Annotated in this window: 24 protein-coding genes and 1 pseudogene; 9 read left to right on the top strand and 16 right to left on the bottom strand. The window is 61.5% G+C overall.

What is annotated here, in order from left to right; translation table 11 throughout:
• Positions 1 to 58 precede the first annotated feature (58 nt).
• The 3 genes from NVV94_RS04660 to NVV94_RS04650 all read right to left on the bottom strand — a co-directional run bounded on the left by NVV94_RS04660 (position 59) and on the right by NVV94_RS04650 (position 4,121).
• Positions 59 to 2,395: a TonB-dependent siderophore receptor gene (locus tag NVV94_RS04660; RefSeq protein WP_408733478.1), complete on the bottom strand. Its 2,337-nt coding sequence runs from the start codon at positions 2,393 to 2,395 to the stop codon at positions 59 to 61.
• Positions 2,396 to 2,556: 161 nt separating this feature from the next.
• Positions 2,557 to 3,540 (bottom strand): FecR family protein, encoded by a 984-nt coding sequence (locus NVV94_RS04655; protein ID WP_258446067.1) that lies wholly within the window; start codon positions 3,538 to 3,540, stop codon positions 2,557 to 2,559.
• Positions 3,537 to 4,121, bottom strand: coding sequence for an RNA polymerase sigma factor (locus NVV94_RS04650; protein WP_258447620.1), 585 nt, complete (start codon positions 4,119 to 4,121; stop codon positions 3,537 to 3,539). Before NVV94_RS04650 ends, NVV94_RS04655 begins: the two co-directional genes overlap by 4 nt.
• A gap of 28 nt (positions 4,122 to 4,149) precedes the next feature.
• Between NVV94_RS04650 and NVV94_RS04645 the strand changes: the two genes are divergently transcribed.
• The 3 genes from NVV94_RS04645 (at position 4,150) to NVV94_RS04635 (ending at position 5,344) form a co-directional block, all read left to right on the top strand.
• A complete protein-coding gene (locus NVV94_RS04645; protein ID WP_258446066.1) occupies positions 4,150 to 4,308 on the top strand; it encodes a hypothetical protein in 159 nt (52 codons plus the stop codon).
• A 105-nt stretch (positions 4,309 to 4,413) separates the two neighbouring features.
• Positions 4,414 to 4,821 carry an HPF/RaiA family ribosome-associated protein gene (locus NVV94_RS04640; RefSeq protein WP_258446065.1) on the top strand — a complete coding sequence of 136 codons (408 nt, stop codon included), beginning with the start codon at positions 4,414 to 4,416 and terminating at the stop codon, positions 4,819 to 4,821.
• Positions 4,822 to 5,014: 193 nt separating this feature from the next.
• On the top strand, positions 5,015 to 5,344 hold the full coding sequence (locus tag NVV94_RS04635; protein ID WP_258446064.1) for a DUF3509 domain-containing protein: 330 nt from the start codon (positions 5,015 to 5,017) through the stop codon (positions 5,342 to 5,344).
• A gap of 2 nt (positions 5,345 to 5,346) precedes the next feature.
• Here NVV94_RS04635 and NVV94_RS04630 read toward each other — a convergent pair whose 3' ends face one another.
• Positions 5,347 to 5,847, bottom strand: coding sequence for a phosphate-starvation-inducible protein PsiE (locus NVV94_RS04630; RefSeq protein ID WP_258446063.1), 501 nt, complete (start codon positions 5,845 to 5,847; stop codon positions 5,347 to 5,349).
• A gap of 272 nt (positions 5,848 to 6,119) precedes the next feature.
• Here NVV94_RS04630 and NVV94_RS04625 point away from each other — a divergent pair, with 272 nt between their 5' ends.
• The gene (locus NVV94_RS04625; protein ID WP_258446062.1) at positions 6,120 to 6,383 is read left to right on the top strand and encodes a YebG family protein; all 264 of its coding nucleotides are present in this window, start codon (positions 6,120 to 6,122) and stop codon (positions 6,381 to 6,383) included.
• 53 nt (positions 6,384 to 6,436) lie between these two features.
• Here NVV94_RS04625 and NVV94_RS04620 read toward each other — a convergent pair whose 3' ends face one another.
• The 4 genes from NVV94_RS04620 to NVV94_RS04605 form a co-directional block, all read right to left on the bottom strand.
• Positions 6,437 to 7,543: a dihydrolipoamide acetyltransferase family protein gene (locus tag NVV94_RS04620; protein WP_258446061.1), complete on the bottom strand. Its 1,107-nt coding sequence runs from the start codon at positions 7,541 to 7,543 to the stop codon at positions 6,437 to 6,439.
• Positions 7,544 to 7,553: 10 nt separating this feature from the next.
• On the bottom strand, positions 7,554 to 8,540 hold the full coding sequence (locus tag NVV94_RS04615) for an alpha-ketoacid dehydrogenase subunit beta (RefSeq protein WP_258446060.1): 987 nt from the start codon (positions 8,538 to 8,540) through the stop codon (positions 7,554 to 7,556).
• A complete protein-coding gene (gene pdhA, locus NVV94_RS04610; RefSeq protein ID WP_258446059.1) occupies positions 8,530 to 9,630 on the bottom strand; it encodes a pyruvate dehydrogenase (acetyl-transferring) E1 component subunit alpha in 1,101 nt (366 codons plus the stop codon). The genes NVV94_RS04615 and pdhA overlap by 11 nt, the downstream gene beginning before the upstream one ends.
• An 87-nt stretch (positions 9,631 to 9,717) precedes the next feature.
• Complete coding sequence (locus tag NVV94_RS04605; RefSeq protein ID WP_258446058.1) at positions 9,718 to 10,746, bottom strand: Glu/Leu/Phe/Val dehydrogenase dimerization domain-containing protein; 1,029 nt, start codon at positions 10,744 to 10,746, stop codon at positions 9,718 to 9,720.
• A 171-nt stretch (positions 10,747 to 10,917) separates the two neighbouring features.
• On the opposite strand from NVV94_RS04605, the gene NVV94_RS04600 reads away from it, so the two are divergent.
• Positions 10,918 to 11,724 (top strand): SirB1 family protein, encoded by an 807-nt coding sequence (locus tag NVV94_RS04600; protein WP_258446057.1) that lies wholly within the window; start codon positions 10,918 to 10,920, stop codon positions 11,722 to 11,724.
• Positions 11,725 to 11,753: 29 nt separating this feature from the next.
• Here the strand turns inward: NVV94_RS04600 and maiA are convergent, their stop codons facing one another.
• The 3 genes from maiA to hmgA are packed head-to-tail and all read right to left on the bottom strand — an operon-like array spanning position 11,754 to position 15,005.
• Positions 11,754 to 12,392, bottom strand: a complete 639-nt coding sequence (maiA, locus tag NVV94_RS04595) for a maleylacetoacetate isomerase (RefSeq protein ID WP_258446056.1) — start codon at positions 12,390 to 12,392, stop codon at positions 11,754 to 11,756.
• Between the two features lie 12 nt (positions 12,393 to 12,404).
• Positions 12,405 to 13,697, bottom strand: coding sequence for a fumarylacetoacetase (gene fahA / locus NVV94_RS04590; RefSeq protein ID WP_258446055.1), 1,293 nt, complete (start codon positions 13,695 to 13,697; stop codon positions 12,405 to 12,407).
• Between the two features lie 3 nt (positions 13,698 to 13,700).
• Entirely contained in the window at positions 13,701 to 15,005 is a 1,305-nt protein-coding gene (gene hmgA / locus NVV94_RS04585; RefSeq protein WP_258446054.1) for a homogentisate 1,2-dioxygenase, read from the bottom strand.
• Positions 15,006 to 15,174: 169 nt separating this feature from the next.
• Here hmgA and NVV94_RS04580 point away from each other — a divergent pair, with 169 nt between their 5' ends.
• Positions 15,175 to 15,951 (top strand): IclR family transcriptional regulator, encoded by a 777-nt coding sequence (locus NVV94_RS04580; protein WP_258446053.1) that lies wholly within the window; start codon positions 15,175 to 15,177, stop codon positions 15,949 to 15,951.
• Positions 15,952 to 15,966: 15 nt separating this feature from the next.
• Here the strand turns inward: NVV94_RS04580 and NVV94_RS04575 are convergent.
• From NVV94_RS04575 to NVV94_RS04555, 5 genes and pseudogenes are all read right to left on the bottom strand, one after another.
• Positions 15,967 to 16,115: pseudogene (locus tag NVV94_RS04575) on the bottom strand (response regulator transcription factor); the annotation flags it as partial.
• A gap of 304 nt (positions 16,116 to 16,419) precedes the next feature.
• The gene (locus NVV94_RS04570; RefSeq protein ID WP_258446052.1) at positions 16,420 to 16,770 is read right to left on the bottom strand and encodes a hypothetical protein; all 351 of its coding nucleotides are present in this window, start codon (positions 16,768 to 16,770) and stop codon (positions 16,420 to 16,422) included.
• Positions 16,771 to 16,898: 128 nt separating this feature from the next.
• Positions 16,899 to 17,813: an SDR family oxidoreductase gene (locus NVV94_RS04565; RefSeq protein WP_258446051.1), complete on the bottom strand. Its 915-nt coding sequence runs from the start codon at positions 17,811 to 17,813 to the stop codon at positions 16,899 to 16,901.
• A gap of 140 nt (positions 17,814 to 17,953) precedes the next feature.
• A complete protein-coding gene (locus NVV94_RS04560) occupies positions 17,954 to 18,853 on the bottom strand; it encodes an alpha/beta fold hydrolase (RefSeq protein WP_258446050.1) in 900 nt (299 codons plus the stop codon).
• 312 nt (positions 18,854 to 19,165) lie between these two features.
• Positions 19,166 to 19,621, bottom strand: coding sequence for a flavodoxin (locus NVV94_RS04555; RefSeq protein ID WP_258446049.1), 456 nt, complete (start codon positions 19,619 to 19,621; stop codon positions 19,166 to 19,168).
• A gap of 180 nt (positions 19,622 to 19,801) precedes the next feature.
• Between NVV94_RS04555 and NVV94_RS04550 the strand changes: the two genes are divergently transcribed.
• The 3 genes from NVV94_RS04550 (at position 19,802) to NVV94_RS04540 (ending at position 21,581) form a co-directional block, all read left to right on the top strand.
• A complete protein-coding gene (locus NVV94_RS04550) occupies positions 19,802 to 20,407 on the top strand; it encodes a hypothetical protein (protein ID WP_258446048.1) in 606 nt (201 codons plus the stop codon).
• 157 nt (positions 20,408 to 20,564) lie between these two features.
• Positions 20,565 to 21,263, top strand: coding sequence for a dihydromonapterin reductase (gene folM / locus NVV94_RS04545; RefSeq protein WP_258446047.1), 699 nt, complete (start codon positions 20,565 to 20,567; stop codon positions 21,261 to 21,263).
• A gap of 21 nt (positions 21,264 to 21,284) precedes the next feature.
• Positions 21,285 to 21,581 (top strand): DUF1244 domain-containing protein, encoded by a 297-nt coding sequence (locus tag NVV94_RS04540; RefSeq protein WP_258446046.1) that lies wholly within the window; start codon positions 21,285 to 21,287, stop codon positions 21,579 to 21,581.
• The last annotated feature ends 33 nt before the right edge of the window (positions 21,582 to 21,614 follow it).

Here is a 21,614-nt window from a genome sequence, read left to right as displayed (position 1 = left end):
AGGTGGTGCACATACTTGTGGGAGCGGGCTTGCCCGCGATGAGGCCCGTGCAGGCAACCTAGAATTCCAGGGTGCTGGACAACGTCACCTGCCGCGAATCCCCCATCGACACAAAGAACCGGTTCACGCTCGAGGTGTAGTAAGTCTTGTCGAACAGGTTCTTCACATTGAGCTGAAGCCTGACCTTCTGCCCATCGAGCTCGGTGTCGTAACTGGCAAAGGCATCGGCCACGGTGTAGCCCGGCAGCTCGAAATCGTTGACCGCATTGGCCGCCCGCTCACCGACGCAGCGCGCCCCGGCCCCCACCCGCAGACGGTCGCCGCCCAACAGGCTGCCTGCGTCATAGACCGCCGAGAGCGAACCGCTGTTCTTCGCTACGTTCTGCAAACGCTTGCCTTCGAGCTCCGGGTCCTTGGTGACTTCGGCATCGGTATAGGCATAACTGCCGATCAGGCTCCAGCGCTCGCTCAACTGGCCGCTCAGGTCCAGCTCCAGCCCCCGGGAGCGCACTTCGCCGGCGTTGCTGTAGGTGGTGCTGTCGGTCACAGCGTCATAGTTGGAGACCAGCACATTGCGTTTGGTGATCTCGAACAGCGCCACCGTCCCGGTCACGGCGCCCGGCATGTCCAGCTTGGCACCCAGCTCCCAGGACTTGGCCTGTTCAGGCTCGATCGACGAATCGATCACGGTGCCGCCGCTCAGCGGCGCGATGGTGGAGTTGGGCTTGAACGATTCGGTATAGCTGCCATAGAACGACAGTGCATCGGTGTAGCGATAGACCAGCCCGGCCCGCGGTACCCAGGCCTGGCCGCTGTTATTGGTATTGGCGGTAAACGGACGGCCCTTGCCGGCAATCTGGTCGAATTCCAGGAAGCGTGCCCCGGCAACCAGGATCCATTGATCGGTCAGGTGGATCGAGTCCTGGAAGAACAGCGAATCAGTGCGCAGTTTGTCGCTCTGGTTACTGTCGCCGGCACTGACGTTCGTGCCTTCGACTTCGCGGCCATACACCGGGTCGAGGTAACTGAAGGTGGTCTGGCTCTTTTGCCGGATCAGGTCGGCGCGATAGATCTTGCGATGTTCATCATCCAGGCCAAAGAGCAGATCGTGGCGCATTCCCGCCCATTGAAGATTCCCCTCCAGGCTCAAGGTGGCGAATCGGTCGCGGCTCAAGGCGCCGCCGGTTCCGTCCATACTGCGGGTCAAGGTGCCCTTGGCCGGGTTCACCGCCGTCACCCGCACCTGGCTGGCATCATAGGTTTCCTGGTTGTAGCTGTAACCGAAATGGGCCTTCCAGTCGTCATTGAGCTGGTGGTCGGCCTCGAAGCGGTACAGGTCCGAGCGCCCTTCCATATCGTTGAATGGCTCGTCCAGGCGCCGGGTGCTGGGGATATCCAGCGGGTGATTGGTATTGGGATCGATGGCCGTACCCCGGTCGAACGGGTAGAGAAACTCACGCTGTTCATAAGCCATCGATAGCTGAGTGCTTTCGCCGAACCAGGCCAGCGAAGGCGCGACCAGAGACTCGCGATGCGTGCCGTAGTTGCGCCAGTAGTCCTCATCTTCATGGTCGAGTATCAATCGGTAGGCCAGCCCGGAATCGCCCAGCGCGCCGGTGCTGTCGAGCCCGCCGCCACTGCCATTCTTGCCATCGCCGTAAGTCGAGCCGCGCAGGTTCAGTGCGTTGTAGCGGGCCAACTGCGGGCGCTTGCTGACCACGTTGACCACCCCGCCCGGGTCCTGGATGCCATACAGCAACGAGGCCGGCCCCTTGAGCACTTCGACCCGCTCGGCGGTGGCGTTGAGGCTGCGGCCCTGCACGACCGGCATGCCATCGCGCATGATCGAACCATCGCGGTTGTCGCCAAAACCGCGCTTCATCACCGAGTCCTGGGTGCTGCCCAGGGTGTTGCCCTGGGTCACGCCGCTGATATTGGCCAGGGCATCGTCGAGGTTGCGCGGCGTCTGGTCCTTGAGCACCTGGGCCGGTACCACGTTGATCGCCTGGGGAATTTCCTGGATCGGTGCCTGCGAGCGCATCACCGAGCTGATCGCCGGCGGCTGGTAGCTAGTGTCGTCTGCGACCCGGGAAGAAATGTTGGTCGCGTCCAGGTTCAATGCGCCGCCAAGCGCCAACGGTTCCAGGGTGAGGGTGTGGGCATCGGTACGGCGATAGGTGAAACCGGAATTGGCGAGCAACCGTTGCAGGGCCTGTTCGACGGTGAACTGCCCGTCCAGCGCAGGGGCCGTGACCCGGTACGGCGCGTCAGCGGTGTAAATCACGCTCAGGCCGGTGATGCGGCTGAAGTCGCTCAACGCCTGGGGCAAGGGCTTGGCCGCCATGGCGAAGCTGAAAAGCCTGCTGCGTTGCTGTACCTCATCGGCTGCGACCACTGCCGGTGGCGCAAACAGGGTCCAACCGGTTTCGCCCTGTACTTCATGCTGGTGACCTGTGAGTGGAAGCGTTTTGATGCGAATGAATCGCACTTTCACCCACTACACGGATGCCGATGCGCGTTACCTCACCTGCCTTCCGATTATTTTTTCGATCGCGTCTAGCGCAGCACGATCAGACGGCCGAAAACGTTGTGTTGCTCGAAGCCGAGCACCCCGCGCAAGGAATCGAGCACTGCCTGCGGATCAGCGCTGGGGAAGCTGCCGCTGACCTTGCGGGCGCCGAGTTCGCTATTGAGCACCACGATTCGTCCGGGGTAGTAGCGCCCCAGATCCTTGATCACCTCGGCCAGGGGCATCTGGTAATAGTTCAACCAGCCCGAACGCCAGGCCAGTTGCGCCTCGCTGTCGACCGGGTGCACGCCGGCGGTGCTGCCCCGGGCATATTCGACCTGCTGTCCGGCACTGAGTATCTGTTGCGTCGGGCCCCGGTCCGGGCTGATGCCGACTCGCCCCGATAGCACCGTCACTTGCGCCCCCACCGGTTGCACGCGGACTTCGAACCGAGTGCCCAGCACGCGTGTTTCGCCGCCCTGGGCCTCGACCACGAAAGGCTCGCCGGTGTGGGTGACACTGAAGAACACCGCGCCACGGCGTACCTGGACATGCCGCTGGCCGTGGCTGAAGTCCACGGCAATCGCGCTGCCGGCATCAAGGGTCAGCTGCGATTGATCGGCCAGGGTGACGGTCCTGACTTCTCCGGCTGCCGACACATAATCGGCACCGATGTCCTGCAGCCAGTGCGTGGGCTGCCACCCGGCCGTCACACCCAGCATCAGCACCAGGCAGGCAGCCATGGCCAGTGCAGATACCAGGCGCCGCCGCGATCCGACGCGGGCATTGTCCATGGCATCGAGATAACCCTGCAGGGCGCCTGCGTCCTCTTCGGCCAGAGTGCCGGCAGGCCCTTCGCAGCGCTCCCAGAGCAGCTGTGCCTGGGCATAGGCCTCGGCATGGGCAGGGTCGGCCAGCAGCCAACGGCTGAAGGTGGCCCGATCACCGCTGCCGGGTTGATCGTGGAGACGGCTCAGCCAGGCCAGTGCGGCCTCTTCCTGCTCCGGTGTAACCTTGACAGTGTTGTTCATCGCGCGGCATTCCCTGGCTTGCCTGGCATCGCGGGCGGCGTGTGCAAACTCGCCTTGCACGCCTGAAGAGCGCGCATCATATGTTTTTCCACGGCACTCTGGGACAGGCCCATGGCCTTGGCGATTTCAGCGTATTTGCGGCCATGGATGCGATTGAGCAAAAAGATCTGCCGGGTGCGCTCGGGCAGGCTGCGCAGGGCCGCCTCGACATGGCGTAGATCATTGCCCGCTTCCAGCACCGCCTGGGGCTCGACGCTCTGGTTTTCCTGTTGCTCGGGCAACCAGCCTTCATTGACCCGCTCGCGCGCGCCCTCGCTGCGTAAATGATCGATGGCAATGTTACCGGCACTGCGCAAAAGGTAGGTGCTGAGCTCCTCGACCTGCACCACAGGCCTGCGCCAGAAGCGCAGGAACAAATCCTGGACCAGGTCTGCGGCCGTCGCCCGGCAGCCGACGCGGCGGCTGACCAGCGCTTCCATCCGGGCTCGCTGCGAGAGAAACACCTCGAGAAACTGCGCCCGTGCGTTCGGCGCATCGCCCACCTTCTCAGCGGGGCCGTGCAAATCTTGCGGACTGTCCATCATCTCGGCATCCACGGCGCTAAGTTCAATGCCGATTGCTGTTCATGTGGTGGGGGGAAAGTACGCCAATAGTAATGATAAATATTCGCAAACGCAAAATGCCGCGGTCTTACGCAAAGAGTTTGCCATCACTGATGATGCGTTCCGTTTTTTTGCGGCTAAATATTTTTATTTTAAAAGGGGTTGAAAAGTTTCTCTCAGTGCCTGACCTTGTAACCAAGAGGCAATGATTTCCGCTCCACGGAGCGACACCATTGATTCTCTTGCGAGCTAGCTGAATAAGGGATGAACTATGCAAATCCAAGTCAATAGCGATAACCATATTCAAAGCAGCATCCGACTTGAGGAGTGGGTACGTACCACAGTAGACACCGCGCTCGAACGTTACGAAGAGGACCTGACCCGAGTGGAGGTTCATCTACGCGACGAAAATGGCGACAAGCCAGGCCCGCACGACATGCGCTGCCAGATGGAAGCGCGCCCGAAAGGCCACCAACCGATTTCCGTCACCCATAAAGCCGCGTCACTGGATCAGGCAGTCGAAGGCGCGGCCACCAAGCTTGAGCATGCGCTGGCGCATCTGTATGGCAAACTGCGCACCAACCGCGCATCCGTCAACCGGACCGTCTCCGAAAAATCCGACGCCCTGCTGCAGGAAGAATTTCTGGAAAAGGAACAGGCAGCAGTACGCTATGGCTGATGGGCCAGGCTGAAAAACCCTGTCGAAAAAAGCGAGCCACAAGGCTCGCTTTTTTATGCCCGGCGAACGGCAGACGGCCCGGCATGCGTCTTGCTCTGGATTGGATAGAGACCCGTCAGCGGTCTGGTGTCGCGAACTAAACAGGATCCCACCCAGTCAATAAACGCATGTCTTGACCAGTCAGGTGACAAACATGGACAACCCTTTCCAATTGATCAGCGATGCCTTTCAACCCCACTACCGGGTCAACCTGAGCATTCAACGCCTGGACGGCAGCATCATGCTGACCCTGTCCAATGCGCAGGGCGTGGTCGCCAAGCGCATGATCAGCGCCGAGCAGCGCAATGACCCACAGCGCCTGAAACGCCTGATAGAAAGCATTCAATTCGGCATTGCCATCGAACAGGGCCACAGCGCCATGGACATCCTGGCGGCCATGACCGATGGCGACAACCTCAAGCTGGTCAACCCAGCGCGCAACGACAAGCCACGTAGCCTGTCACATGGGGCGCTGGGCCTCTGAAACTAGATTTCGCCCTTCTCGACTTCCACCTGTTCACTGGCGCCTGGACCCGATTTGCGGTGCGGGCTCTCGATCTTCACTGAAGGGAACTGCGAGGAGGCGTAGCGCACCACCAGGATGGCGAATGCCAGCAGCAAAATTGCCCCAGAAAGGTAAACCACGCCCAGGTCTGGCGGATTATGGTGCGAAACATCGGAGATCAGCAGGCGGGTCAGCGCGGTGATCGCCACGTAGATCAGAAAGCGCACCGGCATGTGGTTGGTCTTGAAGTAGATGCCGACCATGGCACCGAGCTCTAGGTAGATGAACAGCAGCAGGATGTCGTCTACGGTGATATGGCCCTTCTCGATCATGCCCAGGAAGGCCATGACCGCCGCCCAGGCCGTGACGGCACCAATGGCGAACAATGCCAGGTAGTGAAAGGACTCCACGAACAGATTGCCCAACGACTCGGCCAGCTCATGGACACATTGGCGCAGGGACTCGGCCCAATTGATTTTCACGATGCGGTTTTCCTTGGATCGACTAGAACGAATGATGCGGCAAGCACATGACGCTTTCTCTGCATGCAGAAAAAAGGCCAGCAGGTTCAATAGGATGGCGTTTGGTCGACGCAAGACACCTGTTCGGCGTACCCGGCGTGGGTTCGGCGCACCGAGCCTTCGGCAGCGGCTACAAGGATTTGCGTTGAGGGAGCGATTCGCTTATCCTTTTAGCTGTATAAAAATACAGTGGTCATGAAGGGCCACTATCGCAAAGGCATGTGAGGTGGTGAATGGCCGTCGAAGTGGTATACCGCAGCAGCCGAGATCTGGAGCGCTTGTTCATGGATAAAGCCGAAGCTGACCGTCATGACAAAATGCTCGAGCTGGCCGAACTGCTCGCTGAAGTCTTGAAGAAGGCCGTGCCGTCGTTGACCGAGCAACAAGTGGAAGACGCCGGCATCTACATGGCCAAGAACCGCGACGTGTTCGCCAAGGCGTTCAAGAGCCAACCCGATGCATTGTCGGAGTTGCTCACGGCTGAAGCCGCCGAGTGATCGCAACCGCGAAAAAGCCCTGAGGCCTCTGCCCAGGGCTTTTTTGTTGCCCGCTAGTCAGGCTGCTCCAGATCCTGTACCAGCACCTTGAAAAAGCGCGCGGCTTCACCGCCCGTCACCACACGATGATCGAAGGTCAGCGACAGCGGCAGGATCGGGTGCACCACGACCTGGCCATCGACCGCTACCGGCTCGTCGCGAATGCCGCCGGCGCCAAGAATGGCCACTTGCGGCGGGACCACCACCGGGTTTGCGTATCGGCCAAACAAGGTGCCAAAGTTGGACAGGGTCAAGGTCGCCCCCATCATCTCCTGGGGCGGAATCGAGCGTGCCTGCACATCGGCGCGCAAGCGGCTTACACCGGCTTTCAAGTCGTCCGCGCTGCGGTTGCCTACATCCCGCAATACCGGTACGAACAGGCCATCGGGGGTATCGACGGCGATGCCGAGGTCAAGCCGGTCATGCTGGCGAATCGACAAACTACGGCCATCAAACCAACTGTTGAGCACCGGCACTGCCGCGCAGGCCGCCGCCATCGCCCTGCTCAGCCGGATCAATGGATCGCGGGCCGCGCCCCAACGGTGCAGATCGGCATCGGCAAACAGCGTCACCGGCACCACTTCGGCGTGGGACCTGGCCATGTTCAGCGCCATGCTGCGGCGCACCCCTCGCAGCTTCTCGCCACCGAAGCGGTCCTGCGCGCTTTGCGCCGCGGCTTCGACATCGGCACGGGTAATCAGGCCATCGCTGCCGGTGCCACTCACCGCACTCAACTCGATACCCAGTTGCCGCGCCAACTGGCGTACCGCAGGTGTTGCCCGGGTTGCCATGTGTTCCCGGGTAGACGGTGCCGCGCCAACAAAGAACTGATCGGCCTGAAGGCTGCCCCCGCCTTCCAGGCGCCCGACTACGGTGCCGGCATCTCCGTCGCCCTCATAGCCGAGCAAGGGTTCGCCCACATGCAGGATGTCCCCCTCTGCGCCATAGGTCTTGGCCACGACGCCGTCGTAGGGTGCCGGAATATCGACCAGGGCCTTGGCCGTTTCCACCGATACCAGTAATTGGTCAGCCTTGACCGTATCGCCGACCTTGACGTGCCATTGCACGATCTCCGCTTCTTGCAGCCCCTCGCCCAGATCGGGCAGTTTGAAAAATTTCATCAAGGCCTCCTCAGGCGAAATTCAGGACATTGTCACAGGCGTGCAGGACGTCCTCCACGCTCGGCATGTACAGGTGCTCGAGGCGATACAAGGGTGGCGGAATGTCCGGTGCGGTCACGCGCTGGATCGGCGCCTGCAGATCCAGGAAAACCCGCTCGTAAAGGCTGGCGGCAATTTCGGCACCCACGCCACAGCTGCGTGGCGCTTCGTGCACGATCACGCACCGGCCAGTCTTGCGCACCGAGGCTTCCAGGGTATCGAGGTCCAGCGGCTTGATGCAGGCGACATCGATGACCTCCGCCGAGACGCCCTGCTCAGCCAGTGCATCGGCGGCCTTGAGCGTTTCCATGACACTGGCGCCCCAACTGATCAGGGTCAGGTCGCTGCCTTCGCGCAGGGTGAAACAGGTATCGAGCGGCAGGCGCTTTCCATCATCGGTCAGCGGCTGCGGGTTCATCCGGTACAGCCGCGTCGGCTCGAGGAAGATTACCGGGTCCGGGTCATCGATGGCCGCCAGCAGCAAGCCGTAGGCCCGCGCTGGCGAGGACGGCACCACCACGCGCAAGCCGGGCACGTGGGCGAACATCGCCTCGGTACTTTCACTGTGATGCTCAGGCGCACGAATGCCCGCACCCATGGGCGTGCGCAGCACCAGCGGGCAACTCAGGCGGCCACGCGTGCGGTTGCGCAGGCGGCTGGCATGGGACACCAGGTGTTCCATGGTGGCGTAGATAAAGCCCATGAACTGGATTTCCAGCACAGGCCTGAGGCCCTGGGCGGCCATGCCGACAGCCAGCCCGCCAATCATGGTCTCGGCCAGCGGCGTGTCGATCACCCGCTTGAACCCGAAGCTGTCGCGCAAGCCCAGGGTGGCCCGGAACACCCCGCCATTCACGCCAACGTCCTCGCCCAGGACAACCACTCGTTCGTCCTCGGCCATGGCCCGGTGCAGGGCAAGATTGACGGCCTCGAGCAACGTCACCTTGTCATTGGCCATGGGCGCGGCCTCCTTCGTGGCGGGTTGCCCGTTCGAGGATTTCCTCGCGCTGCTCGGCCAAAGCCTTCGGCCAGCGGGCATAGACATGGTCGATGATCGATTCGGGCTTCTGCAAACCGGCTCCTTCGAAGTTATCCACCGCCTGCTGGACCTTGGCCTGGCATTCGGCGATCAGCGCCTGCTCGCGACCCTCATCCCAGACACCCTGGCTGGCCATGAACGACTGCAGGCGCTTGATCGGCTCCTCCTCCCAGGCGTGCTTGACCTCTTCGGCCGGGCGATAGCGCGTGGCATCGTCGGCCGTGGTGTGGTCGCCCAAGCGATAGCTCACGCATTCGAGCAGAACCGGCCCCTTGCCCTGCCGGGACCGCTCCAGCGCTACCTGCATGCGATCGTAAACGGCAAGCATGTCGTTGCCATCGACCTGCTCGCCATGGAACCCCGCACCGATGGCTTTCTGCGCCAGGGTCGGCGCGCCGCATTGAATCCGCCGGGGGACCGAAATGGCCCACTGGTTGTTGTTGATCACGAACACCACCGGCAACTGCCAGACACCGGCGACGTTGAGTGCTTCGAGGAAGTCGCCCTTGCTGGTCGCACCATCCCCGCAGGTCGTCACCACGACCCGATGCTCGCCACGGATCTTGAAGGCACTCGCCACCCCACAGGCATGCAAGGCCTGGGTGGCGATCGGCACACAAATGGGAAAGTCCTGGGCCACACCCGGCTCGGCGAAATCGCTGCCGCGCTCGTCTCCGCCCCAATACAGCAGGATCTCTTCCATGCGCACGCCGCGCACCACTTGCACGGCGGTGTCGCGGTAATACGGCACCAGCACATCTTCAGGTTGCATCAGGAAGCCGATCGCGACGCCGATTGCCTCCTGCCCCAGGGTCGGCGCATAGGTACCGATGCGTCCAGTGCGTTGCAGGGCCACGGCTTTCTGGTCGAAGAGGCGGGTCAGGACCATCTGCCGGTAAAGGCGAGTGAGCAGGTTGAAGTCGTCGGCCCAACCGGGCAATTCACCGATCAGGTGTCCATCCGGGGAAAGGTAGCGGGTATAGGGAAGCTCGATTTTCTTGGCAGTCATTGCACCACTCCTGACACGCGGGGTACGCGTGGTTAGTCCGTCGACGGCTGGTGGCGGTCGCTGTTCCTTTCAGCGGTAATGGCGCGCTTACACTCCTTTCTGGTAAACCAGCCGCTCGGCCAGGCTCTCGGCTACCCGCGCCGGAGAGCGCTTTTCGGCTTGAGCGTGAGCAAAAACTTCGGTCAGGCGCAGAGGAATCCGAGCCAGGTGCGCCGTTATCGTCCCAAGGTCTTCGCCCCGGTGTTTCAACGCCACATAGATCAGCCCGCCGGAGTTGATTATATAGTCCGGGGCATAGAGGATGCCGCGTGCCTCCAGCTGGTCGGCGGCCTGCAAATTGGTCAGTTGGTTGTTGGCCGAGCCAGCCACCGCGGCGCAACGCAGCTGGTTGACACTCTGGCAATTGAGGATCGACCCCAGGCCACAGGGCGCGAAGATGTCGCACGGCGTACTGATCAGCGCCTCGCTGGCCACCGGATGAGCGCCAAATTGCTCCATCGCCAGTTGCACGCGCCCCGAATCGTAATCGCTGACCAGCAACTCGGCACCGGCGGCGTGCAATTGTTCGGCCAGGGCGTAGCCAACGTTACCCAGCCCTTGTACGGCCACGCGCAGACCTTCGAGGTTGTCGCTGCCCAGGCGTGCCATGGAGGTCGCGCGAATACCGGCGAACACCCCCATGGCCGTGTGCGGCGAGGGATCGCCGGCAGCGGTAGTGCTGGTCACGTGCTGGGTGGACAGGGCGATGCAATCCATGTCGACGGTCGAGGTGCCGCTGTCGATCGCAGTGATATAGCGTCCCTCGAGGCTTTCAATGAACCGGCCGAAGGCTTCGAACAGTGCCGCGCGGTTTTCCACATGGGGATTTCGAATGATCACCGCCTTGCCGCCGCCCAGCGGCAACCCCGCCAGGGCAGCCTTGTAGCTCATGCCCTGGGCCAGACGGATCGCATCGATCATCGCGCTCTCGTCGTCCGGGTAGGCCAGGTAGCGACAGCCACCCAACGCCGGCCCGACGCGATCGCTGTGAATGGCAATAACGGCCTTCAACCCGGTCGCCGCGTCGACGGTCAGGTGCAGTGATTGTGTGCGAGTGCTTTGCATGAGAGCGAACATCGATGGGCTCCCGAATCATGTTGCTGATCCAAGTATAGGCGGCGGCACACAGCCTGCCGATGTGCACCGGAATAAATGCCCCGGCAATTGCGGTTTTGTTACATATCCAGCCCGGCTCACTGGACGAAACCTTGCGCCAGCGCTACAAGGAAAGCATGAGCGGAGACAATCATGAGCCCACGCCAAGCCTGCCTTGCTTGCCTGCAGCGTAACCCCGCAGCCACGTTCGAGGCGGCGTTGTGGGTCGCTGCCGAACACGATGCGAGCGTGCAGCCTGAGCAAATCTTGCGTGATCTCAACGACTTGCAGCTGCAGGTCAGCGCCAGCTTGCCCATGCTGCCGGTGAGCGAACTGGCACAACCCCTGTTGCGGCGCATGACTTCATTGGGCTTTCAGCAGGATGAGTTCCATCCGCTGCGCCCGCACGCAGCCTTGCTCGACAAGGTGTTGCAGCGTCGGCGCGGGCAACCGTTGGCCCTGGCGTTGATTGCCCTGGAGTTGGCAAGGCGACTGGCGATCCCGCTGGTGGGCGTGAACTTCCCCGGGCACTTCTTATTGAAGGTTCCTGGCGCCGATCATCACCTGGACCCCTGCGGCGGACGCCGCCTGTATCCCGCCGACTGCCGCGAATTGCTCGGCAGGCAGTTCGGTCCGCAGATCCAGTTGACCGCCGAGCACCTGCTCGAGGCCACGCCCTTGCAGATGCTCCAGCGCCTGTCGCGCAACCTGAGGCAACTGCACACCAGCCACGATAACGACCTGTCCGCCCTCAAGGACGCCGATCGCGTCATGGACCTGGGCCCGGCCAATGCCAGTGACTACCTGGCACGCGCGGTGATCTACCAGCGCCTGGACTGCCCCCAGGCCGAACGCTTCGACCTGGAGCATGCGCTGTTGCTCAGCGACGACCCGATCCAGCGCTTGCGCCTGACCGAACGGCTCGGCCAGCTGGCGGTGCCGAGGCCGTCGATGCATTGAGTTTCACTTCAGCTTGCCAGCGATGAGGCCTAGGCAGGCGCCACAGGCGTATCAGGCTGATTCGCCGGATGTGCCCGGACAAACGCCGGATGTTGCCCGGCCAGCGCCGCCACCCGGCGGATACGCGGGTAGGCTTCAAGGGAAATATTGAAGCGCTCTGCCGCATACAATTGCGGAATCAGGTAGACATCCGCCAGCCCCGGTGCATCGCCGAAGCAATAACCGCTGTCGCCAATCAGTTGCTCGACCGCCGCCAGCCCTTGGCTGATCCAGTGACCGATCCACTGAGTCACCTGGTTTTCATCATGCCCCAGCTGACGCAGTTGGTTGAGCACGCTGACGTTGTGCAGCGGATGGATATCGCAACCGATCAGCGCCGCCACGCTGCGGGCATGGGCCCGCTGCAGCGGATCGGTCGCCAGCAGTGCCGGCTGCGGATAGCGCTCTTCCAGGTACTCGATGATCGCCGGCGATTGCACCAGCAGGTCACCCTCCTCGACCCGCAGGGCCGGCACGCGGCCCTGTGGATTGAGGGCGAGGAAGTCCGCCTGCCGATGTTCACCCTTGAGCAGGTTGACCGGGATCGACTGATAGTCGAGGCCCTTGAGGGCCAGGGCAATGCGCACCCGGTAAGACGAAGTCGAACGGTAGTAGGTGTAGAGCTCCATCGCCTATCCCTCTCAGTGCGCTGCAAGCACTTTGCCACGGCATTCGCCGAAACCGATCGAGACTACGCCATCGGCGCGGCAGCGGGCGCGCAGGATGATTTCGTCGCCGTCTTCAAGGAAGCGGCGAACCTCGCCCGAGGCCAGGTTCACCGGTTCTTTGCCGCCGTTGGTGATCTCCAGCAGGCTGCCGAACTGACCAGGCTGCGCCCCGGACAGGGTGCCGGAGCCGAACAGGTCGCCGGCCTGCAACTGGCAACCGTTGACGCTGTGGTGCGTAACCATCTGCGCCACGGTCCAGTACATGGCCTGGGTGTTGCTGAGGGTCAGGCGCTCGGCGGGCAGGTTCTGCTCGCGCATCTGTTCGGTGAGCAGCAGCACTTCCAACTCGATGTCGAATCCCCCGCCAGCCTGGTCACGCGCGTCCAGCAGGTACGACAGCGGCTGTGGGTCGCCTTCAGGGCGCGGTGCCTGGGCGCAACGGAACGGCGCCAGGGCTTCTGCGGTCACCACCCACGGAGAAACGCTGGTGATGAAGCTTTTGGACAGGAACGGGCCCAGCGGCTGGTATTCCCAGGCCTGGATATCCCGCGCCGACCAGTCATTGAGCAGGCAGAAGCCGGCAATGTGTTCGCCAGCCTCGGCGATCGGCACCGGCTCGCCCAGCGCGTTGCCCTGGCCGATCCAGATACCCAGTTCCAGTTCATAGTCCAGCCGCGCGCAGGGGCCGAAGCTCGGCTCGGCCTGCCCGGCGGGCAAGGTCTGGCCTTTCGGACGGCGCACGTCGGTACCCGAAGGGCGAATGGTCGAGGCGCGGCCATGGTAGCCAATCGGTACGTACTTGTAGTTCGGCAGCAGGGGGTTGTCCGGGCGGAACAGCTTGCCGACATTCTTCGCGTGCTCGATGCCCACATAGAAATCGGTGTAGTCGCCGATGCGCGCTGGCAGGTGCATCCGGCAATCGGCGGCGGCCTGCAGCAATGGTTGCAACGCCGCCTGGTGCTGGCTGTCCTGGCCCAACAGCTCAAGCAGACGCTCGCGCAGTGCGACGCGAGCAGGCCGGCCCAGTTCGAAGAAGGCGTTCAGGGCACCGCCACGGGTGGCTTCGACCGCCTGACGTGCCAGGCCGTCGAACAACCCGGCGGCCAGTGCCGCTTCGAGATCCAGAATCGAATCACCAATGGCGACGCCACAACGCGGCGCCTGATCCTTTTGGCTGAAGATCCCCAGCGGCAGGTTCTGCAGCGGGAAGTCGGCGTGCCCGTTGGCGCTTTCCACCCAACTGCGAGTAATGGCTGGCTGATTCATGGGTTATCTCCGATTCGGGTTGAAGGTGGACGGCAGCGATGCCCAGCAGGCATCGTAGTCGTTCTGCAATTGTGGGCATTCGAGGGCATGCCGGCTGGGGCGCAGGACCTGGCTGGTCTCGAACATGAACGCCATGGTGTTGTCGATCTTGCTGGGCGCCAATTCGGCGGCGATGGCCTTGGTGCAGGTTTCACCATCCGGGCCATGGGCGCTCATGCAACTGTGCAGCGATGCACCGCCCGGCAGGAAGCCCTCGGCCTTGGCATCGTAGCTGCCCTGGATCAGGCCCATGAACTCGTTCATCAGGTTGCGGTGGAACCATGGTGGACGAAAGGTGTTCTCGGCCACCATCCAGCGCGGCGGGAAGATCACAAAGTCCATATTGGCCAGGCCGTGCACGCTGGTCGGCGAAGTCAGGACGGTAAAGATCGACGGGTCCGGATGGTCGAAGCTGACCGTGCCAATGGTGTTGAAACGGCGCAGATCGTATTTGTACGGCACGTTGTTGCCGTGCCAGGCCACCACGTCCAGGGGCGAATGGTTGAGTTCGCAACCCCAGAGTTCGCCGAGGAATTTTTGCACCATCGGCACTGGACCGTTGTGTTCCTCGTAATGTGCTACCGGTGCCAGGAAATCACGTGGGTTGGCCAGGCCATTGCTGCCGATCGGCCCCAGGTCGGGCAGGCGCAGCGGCGCGCCATGGTTTTCGGCGATGTAGCCGCGAGCCTGCGGGTCGAGCAATTCGACACGGAATTTGAGGCCGCGTGGCAACACGGCGATTTCCAGCGGCTCGACGTCCAACACGCCCAGCTCGGTTGCAATACGCAGGCGCCCCAGTTCCGGTACCAGCAGCAGTTCGCCATCGGCGTTGAAGAACACGCGTTTCATCGAGCAGTTGGCGCGGTAACTGTGGACGCTCACCCCGGACGGCTTCTCCTGGTTCGAGTTGGCAGCCATGGTGACCCAGCCATCGAGGAAATCAGTGGGTTCGTTCGGGATCTCCAGCGGGCTCCAGCGCAGGCGGTTGGGCGTCACCTCGCCCAGCGGACCACCGGCCAGTTGCCGCTCCAGGCGGACAAATGCCGGGTGCAGTGCCGAAGGACGAATGCGGTACATCCAGGTGCGCCGCGATTCGCTGCGAGCCATGGTGAAGGCCGTGCCGGAGAACAGCTCGGTATACAAACCGTAAGGCGCTTTCTGCGGGGAATTCTGACCGACGGGCAAGGCGCCAGGAAGCGCTTCGCTGCTGAATTCGTTGCCAAAGCCGCTCTGGTAGTCGAGCGCTGGCGGGGTGGAATCGAGGTTCATCGAGCCTCCTGGCCGCAACGGCCGGTTGGTGGCAGTTGACCGCTGCCTGTTGAGCGACGGTAGTGCTGCGTTATAATTATCGTAATTAGATTACGTATAACGTAATTTGATTGCCGTTGACCGTCAAGCTATAAAGACGCCCACCAGTCTCCCCGGATCAAAGCGCACCATGGATAAAGCCAGCCCCACTGCCGAAAGCCCCGGCAAGCAAAAGGTCCGCTCGGCCGAAGTCGGCACCGACATCCTCAAGGCCCTCGCGCAGCTGTCGCCGTCGACTTCGCTGTCGCGGCTGGCCGAACATGTACAAATGCCTGCCAGTAAAGTCCATCGCTACCTTCAAGCGCTGATCGCCAGCGGTTTTGCCGAACAGAATCCAGCCACCAACCATTACGGCCTGGGCCGCGAAGCCTTGCGGGTGGGGCTGGCTGCCCTGGGCGCAATGGATGTGTTGAAAGTCGCGGCCATGCCGCTATCGCAGTTGCGCGACGAGCTCAACGAGACCTGCTTTGTGGCGGTGTGGGGCAATCAGGGGGCAACTGTCGTCAGTATCGAACCTGCCGTGCGCGCGGTGACCGTGGTCACACAGATCGGCTCGGTGCTACCGCTATTGAGTTCCTCTACCGGCCTGGTTTTCGGCGCCTATCTGCCGCAGCGCGAGACCATTGAGTTGCGCCAGCGGGAAACGCAGGGGCTCGGCCAGGCCGACGCCTATGACGCGCAATTCGAAGCGATCCGCCAGCGCGGCCTGCACCATGTTCATGGCCTGCTGATGCCCGGCGTCGATGCGTTGTCGGCACCGGTCTTCGATGCCTTTGGCAAGATTGCTGCGGTGGTGACTGTGGTCGGTCCGACATCGATTTTCCACGCTGACGAACAAGGCCCGGCGGCGCAGCAGTTGTTGGCGGCGACCCGGGCGATCAGTTGGCGAATGGGCCACGATTGCTGAAGGGCTGCGGCCTGCTCAGTTCATCAGTCCGGCTTTCTTCGCCATGGCGACCGCTTGCGTCCTGCGCTCGACCCCAGCTTGCTGCAAATACGCCGCGCATGGGTCTTTACTGTGTGCAGGGAAATAAACAACTGTTCGGCAATCTGCTGATTGGAGTTCTCCTGTTCGAGCTGGCTACGGGCGGTGCAGTGATCACCCTGCATAAAGGCAACCTCGGCCATCACCAGACTATTGCGCAGTGCGTAACAGTCATTGTCGCAATCGAGTATGTTTCAGGGAGGGATTAGTGCTTATTCTTGCCTGGCTCTAACGGCACTGGTTAATCGCCCATTAATGTTCAGAGTGTAGTGTCCTCTGCATGGGCCGGTCGCAAGACCACAGGTTCACTGACGTTGATTTGAAGCTCCTGATCGAACGTCTTATTTGGCCGCTGTTTTACAGCGGCCTTTTTTATTTGTGAAAGACTGATCAATCGAGATCTTCATCGCAGTGAAAGCGGTGCAGGATTCGGTGGACCACAGGTGCCAGGATCAGGCCGATGCTGGTGACGAAGACCAGCCCGGCATAGAGCCCGTAACCGGCGAAAAACAGCTTCCCGGCGACCGACTGAGGCAGGCTGATCGGCCCAATGCCGCCCAGCATCAATGTGGCGTTGAACACCGCATCATGCCAGCTGACACCTTCTTCGAAATACAGATGACCACCGGCGCCCAGCGCGACGGAGCCGCCAATCAGCAGGCAGGCCGTCAAACTGTGCAAGAACAGCCGATAAATGAATTGCCGGCGCGTCAATACCGGCTGATTTTTTGATTCATACACTCGAACAATCCTTATTTGCTCACTATCGACCAATATAGTGGCGAACAGGGCAACCCAAAACATTCATGATCAGCTTTGACCGGGGAAAACAGTAACTACACGTTTCCCCGGCCTCGGCAACGCACGACTCAGTGCTTCACGTATTTTTGCAGGTTCAGCATCATTTGATTCAGCGCTTCGATATTGTCGCGAGGGTGCACAGCACCCTCGAAGTCGCCGATCCGTGCCCAGTTGGCAGCCACCTCTTCGACGGCGAACCCTTCGCGAGGGTCAAAGCCCACGCCCAGGCTGCGCTCCCAGCGTACCTTGCCGATCCAGCCGCCGCCGACCTCATACAGGCCTGAAGTGTCCTGGCACTGCTCGCTGCCCAGGTACACCACCAGGGGGCTGACCAATTCCGGTTTGAGCTGCTCGAACACCTCGGCCGGAATCAACCCTTCGGTCATGCGGGTGCCGCCAGTGGGCGCGATCGCATTGACCAGAATGTTGTGCTTGCGACCTTCGAGGGCCAGGGTACGGGTCAGGCCGTAAAGCCCCAGCTTGGCCATACCGTAGTTGGACTGGCCGAAGTTGCCGTAGATCCCGGAAGTCGAGGCGGTGAAGATGACCCGGCCATAGTTCTTCTCGCGCAGGTGCGGCCAGGCGGCACGGGTGACCTTGTAGGCGCCTTCGACGTGCACTCGGTAGACCAGGTCCCAATCACTGTCTTCCATTTTGGCGAAGGTCTTGTCACGCAGGATCCCGGCGTTGTTGACCAGCACATCGACCCGGCCGAAAGCATCCAGCGCGTTCTGGACGATCTTGTCGCCATCGGTCACCGAGTCGTGGTTGGCCACCGCCGTGCCACCGGCTGCACGGATTTCTGCGACCACCTTGTCGGCAGCCGAGGCATTGGCGCCCTCGCCCTGGGTCGAACCACCCAGATCGTTGACCACCACCCTGGCGCCATGTCGGGCAAACAGCAGTGCATGGGCGCGCCCCAGGCCACCACCGGCACCCGTGACAATCACGACCTTATCTTCGAAACGTACGGATTCACTCATTCAATACTCCAGCATGGGCCAAGAGGAAGTAGGGCTGAGTGAGTGTCAGGCACAGGCCCGCCGCTCACAATCAACACGGCAGGGGCTGAATGGTGCCCGATAAGGTAATGCGATGTAGCGCGGCAGCGTCGCCCGCGCCCTCACGAACAGGCTATTTTCTTGAAAGGCTGCAACTGCTGGCGAAAAGCCAGGTAATGCCTGAGTACCTGACCCGGCGCTTCGGTATGAGGATAGTGACCGATACCGTGTAGTGATACCGTATCGGGGTTGGGTATCAACTCCAGGTAACGTTCGAGCATGTGGTGCCCAGATACCGGATCGAAGGCGCCATTGATGAAGCGCAATGACACATCCCCGTGCTGCATTGCGCCGACCCAACGCCCGCGCTGGGCAATACGCTCGGGCAAGTAGCCGACCAGCTTGTGGATAATGCGGGTGCCGTGATTGGCGTCGATCAGGCTCCAGCAGTCGTCGAGCACGCTTTCACTGGGCCGGGTCTGCGGGCCGTAGATTTGGGTAATGTGCTTGACCAGATCGTCACGGGTGAACGAGCGCCCGACCAGCCAGCCCAAGGGGCTGAGCAACAGTTTCTGAATCAGTACCGGACGATGCCGTTCCGGAAACAGACCGCCATTGAGAAACACGCAACTGGCAATCGCGGCGCGTGCTTCATGATGGCGGGCAAGCAATTCCTGAGCGACGCTGTCGCCGTAGTCGTGGGCCAACACATGCACCGGTTGCCTGACTTGCAGATGCGCCAGCAGCGCTTGCTGCAAGTCGGCCTGCTCGACGATGCTGTAATGGTGCTTGACCGGTTTGGCTGAATCGCCGAAGCCCAGCATGTCGCAGGCGATCAGGCAGTAACGCTGGGCCAGCGGTTGCCAGAGGTAGTGCCAGTCCCAGCTGGCCGTCGGAAAGCCGTGAATGAGCAGCAGCGGTTCGCCCTGCCCGGCCGTCCAGTAACGAATGTTCTGGCCACGGAAAAGGAACGTCTGCCCCCGGGTGCGCCAGACACACAACGGGATCTCGGCCAGACGCATCACAGCGCCCCCAAACGATGACAGGCCGCCAGACCGATCAGAGCCTGGGGCCGGGTTGAACGCTTTCGATCCATTTGTTTCGATGTTGGCAAGACATGGGCTGCAGTCACGACAATCACCTCGGCACGTTCATGTGCTCGCTTTGGCAATCAGTCTAGCCAGCGCCAGCCGACTGGCCAGTTGCGTTGGCAGCCACCTTATTGGCCGTGCGGGTCAGTTGACGCAGCCGTCAAATAAACGCCGCCAGCAAAGGCGCCGCGAACAGGTTCAACAAGCCGGTCAGCACCAGCTCCATCCGCCTTCGCGCTGAGATCAGCCGCGCAGTTGCGCAATGAAATCGGCCAACCACGGCTCGGCGTCCGTTTCCGGCGTGACGGTTTCACTGGCATCGAGCCGCAACATCTCCAATACCTCACGAACGCCCAACTCAGCGAACAATTCGCGCATTTGCTCACCGCCGCCGCAGAAGGTGTCACCGTAGCTCGAATCACCCAGCCCGATCACCGCACCCGGCAAGCCGCGCCACGCGGCGGGCAATACATCGCGAATCTGCGAATACAACGGCAGCAGGTTATCCGGTAACTCGCCCATCCCGGTGGTCGACGTCACGGCCAGAAACGCTTCGGGCCCGAACGCCTGCACTTCGTCGAACGCCGCCCGGGAATTGCACAAGACCTCGAAGCCAGCGGCTTTGAGCAGGGTCGCGGCATGTCGGGCAACTTCTTCAGCCGTGCCATAGACCGAACCGCAAAGGATGGCGACTTTCATAAAAGATCCTGAACCTGAGTAAATGCCTGGGATATTAACAGGCTCGATCCTGCTTGGCAGTGATGGGTTATCGGCCACGGCCGAACTCAAAGGCGACGAACGGTCGTAACAAAACACGAATACTGTTGTCCATGAGCCTGATTGACCGAATTGTTCTTATTGATTACTTCGAGTGCGACCATGCAGCGAAACGCCCTCCTCACCCAGGATGAGCTGGACTTCATTCAGACCATGCAGCACTCCCCGCAACTCAATGTGGCCGACGCGACATCGAGCCTGCTGGTCAATGGGGGCACCCAGCTCCAGGAACTGCTGACACGGCTGATCGCCCACGAACACGTGACGATCCAGGCCCGGTTCGATAACCAGCAGATGACCTTCCCATTGCAACTGGTCGAAGACGAGTTCCACGCCCTGCACCTGCAGTTGGGTGCACCCAGCATCTATGAAGACGGCCCTTCGGCCCGCCCCTGGCGGCTGGTGCTGGATGAGCCTCTGGCGCTGGAGAACGACAAGCGTCAGCCAACAGCCTTGCTGGTCAAGGAAATATCCTGCAAGGGTGTATTGATCGAGAATCGCGGCACGACCAAGCCGCCAAAACGTTTTCGCCTGTGGTTCAAGCCCAGCGGCCATGCTCCCATCGCGCTGCGCGGGACGTTCGAGCGGGAAACCAGCGAAGGCCTGGCCGCCTACGTTCTGGACCAGGGCAATGCCGAAGAAGCCGAGCTGTTGCGCCAATACATCCTGGCACAACACCGCCTGGTACATCCCGAACTTCATCCCTGATGCCTTGGCGCAGCGGATCCTGGGACCTGCCACTGCGCAGCTCATACACATACTGAAGTGGCCGGGGGGCACTCATCGCTGAAAACTTCGGTTATGCTGGGGCCATTCGCACCGAGCACGTCTCACGCATGGACCCTCTGAAGCTGACAGCCACTACATGAATAGCCCAATTCTCATCACCGGAGCCAGTCGACGGGTAGGTCTGGAACTTGCCATCAGCCTGGCCCAGGCAGGCCATACCATTGTCAGTGCCAGCCGCAGCATAAGCCCCCATTCAGCCCACCCCAACATCGTGCAGTTCCAGGCCGACCTGCAACAGGAAGAGGACCGCCTGGCCTTGATCGAACACCTGACGTCCAATTACGACGGCCTGCGCGCGATCATCCACAACGCGTCGCTGTGGCTGGACGATGGCCTGGAAAACCTGAACACCATGTTCAAGCTCCATGTCGAGGCGCCCTACCACCTGAACCTGGCGCTTGGCGAGCAACTGGCAAAACTGGAAAAGTCGGACATCATCCACATCTGCGATGAAACGTCTTCGCGCGGCAGCAAAAGCCATATCGCCTATGCCGCCACGAAAGCGGCCTTGCAGAACATGGTGCTGTCGTTCGCCGAGAAATATGCGCCGGCGATTCGCGTCAATGCCATTTTGCCGGGGTTGCTGATTCTCAAGGAGAACAGCGATGAAGAGTATCGCCGCAGGACCCTGAAAAAGGCCCTGCTGGAATTCGAGCCCGGGGCCCAGCCGCTGATCGAAGCGGTCTCCTATCTCTTGAACACCCAATACAGCACCGGAAGCAGTGTGGTCATCAACGGTGGCCGCCATCTGAAGAAAGGAGTCACACGTGACTGACTCTGCCTTTGTGAGAACAACATGAACGACCAAGAAAAACTCGAACTGGAAGCCGCCGCCTTTCGCCGCCTGGTCCAGCACCTGGGCGAGCGCACCGACGTGCAGAACATCGACCTGATGAACCTCGCCGGTTTCTGCCGCAACTGCCTGTCCAAGTGGTACAAGGCCGCCGCCGACGAGCGCCAGATCGAGGTCAGCCTCGACGATGCCCGCGAGATGGTCTACGGCATGCCGTACAACGAGTGGAAAGCCCAATACCAGAAAGAAGCCAGCGCCGACCAGCAAGTGGCGTTCGCCAAAGGAAAACAGCATGATTAGGCGCTTGCTAAGCGTTAGTAACAGGCTAGCTTT

The sequence above is a fragment of the Pseudomonas sp. LS1212 genome, from assembly GCF_024741815.1.
Classification (GTDB): domain Bacteria; phylum Pseudomonadota; class Gammaproteobacteria; order Pseudomonadales; family Pseudomonadaceae; genus Aquipseudomonas.
Note: the sequence above shows the minus strand (reverse complement) of the source record. Positions and strands in the feature narration are given on the sequence as shown.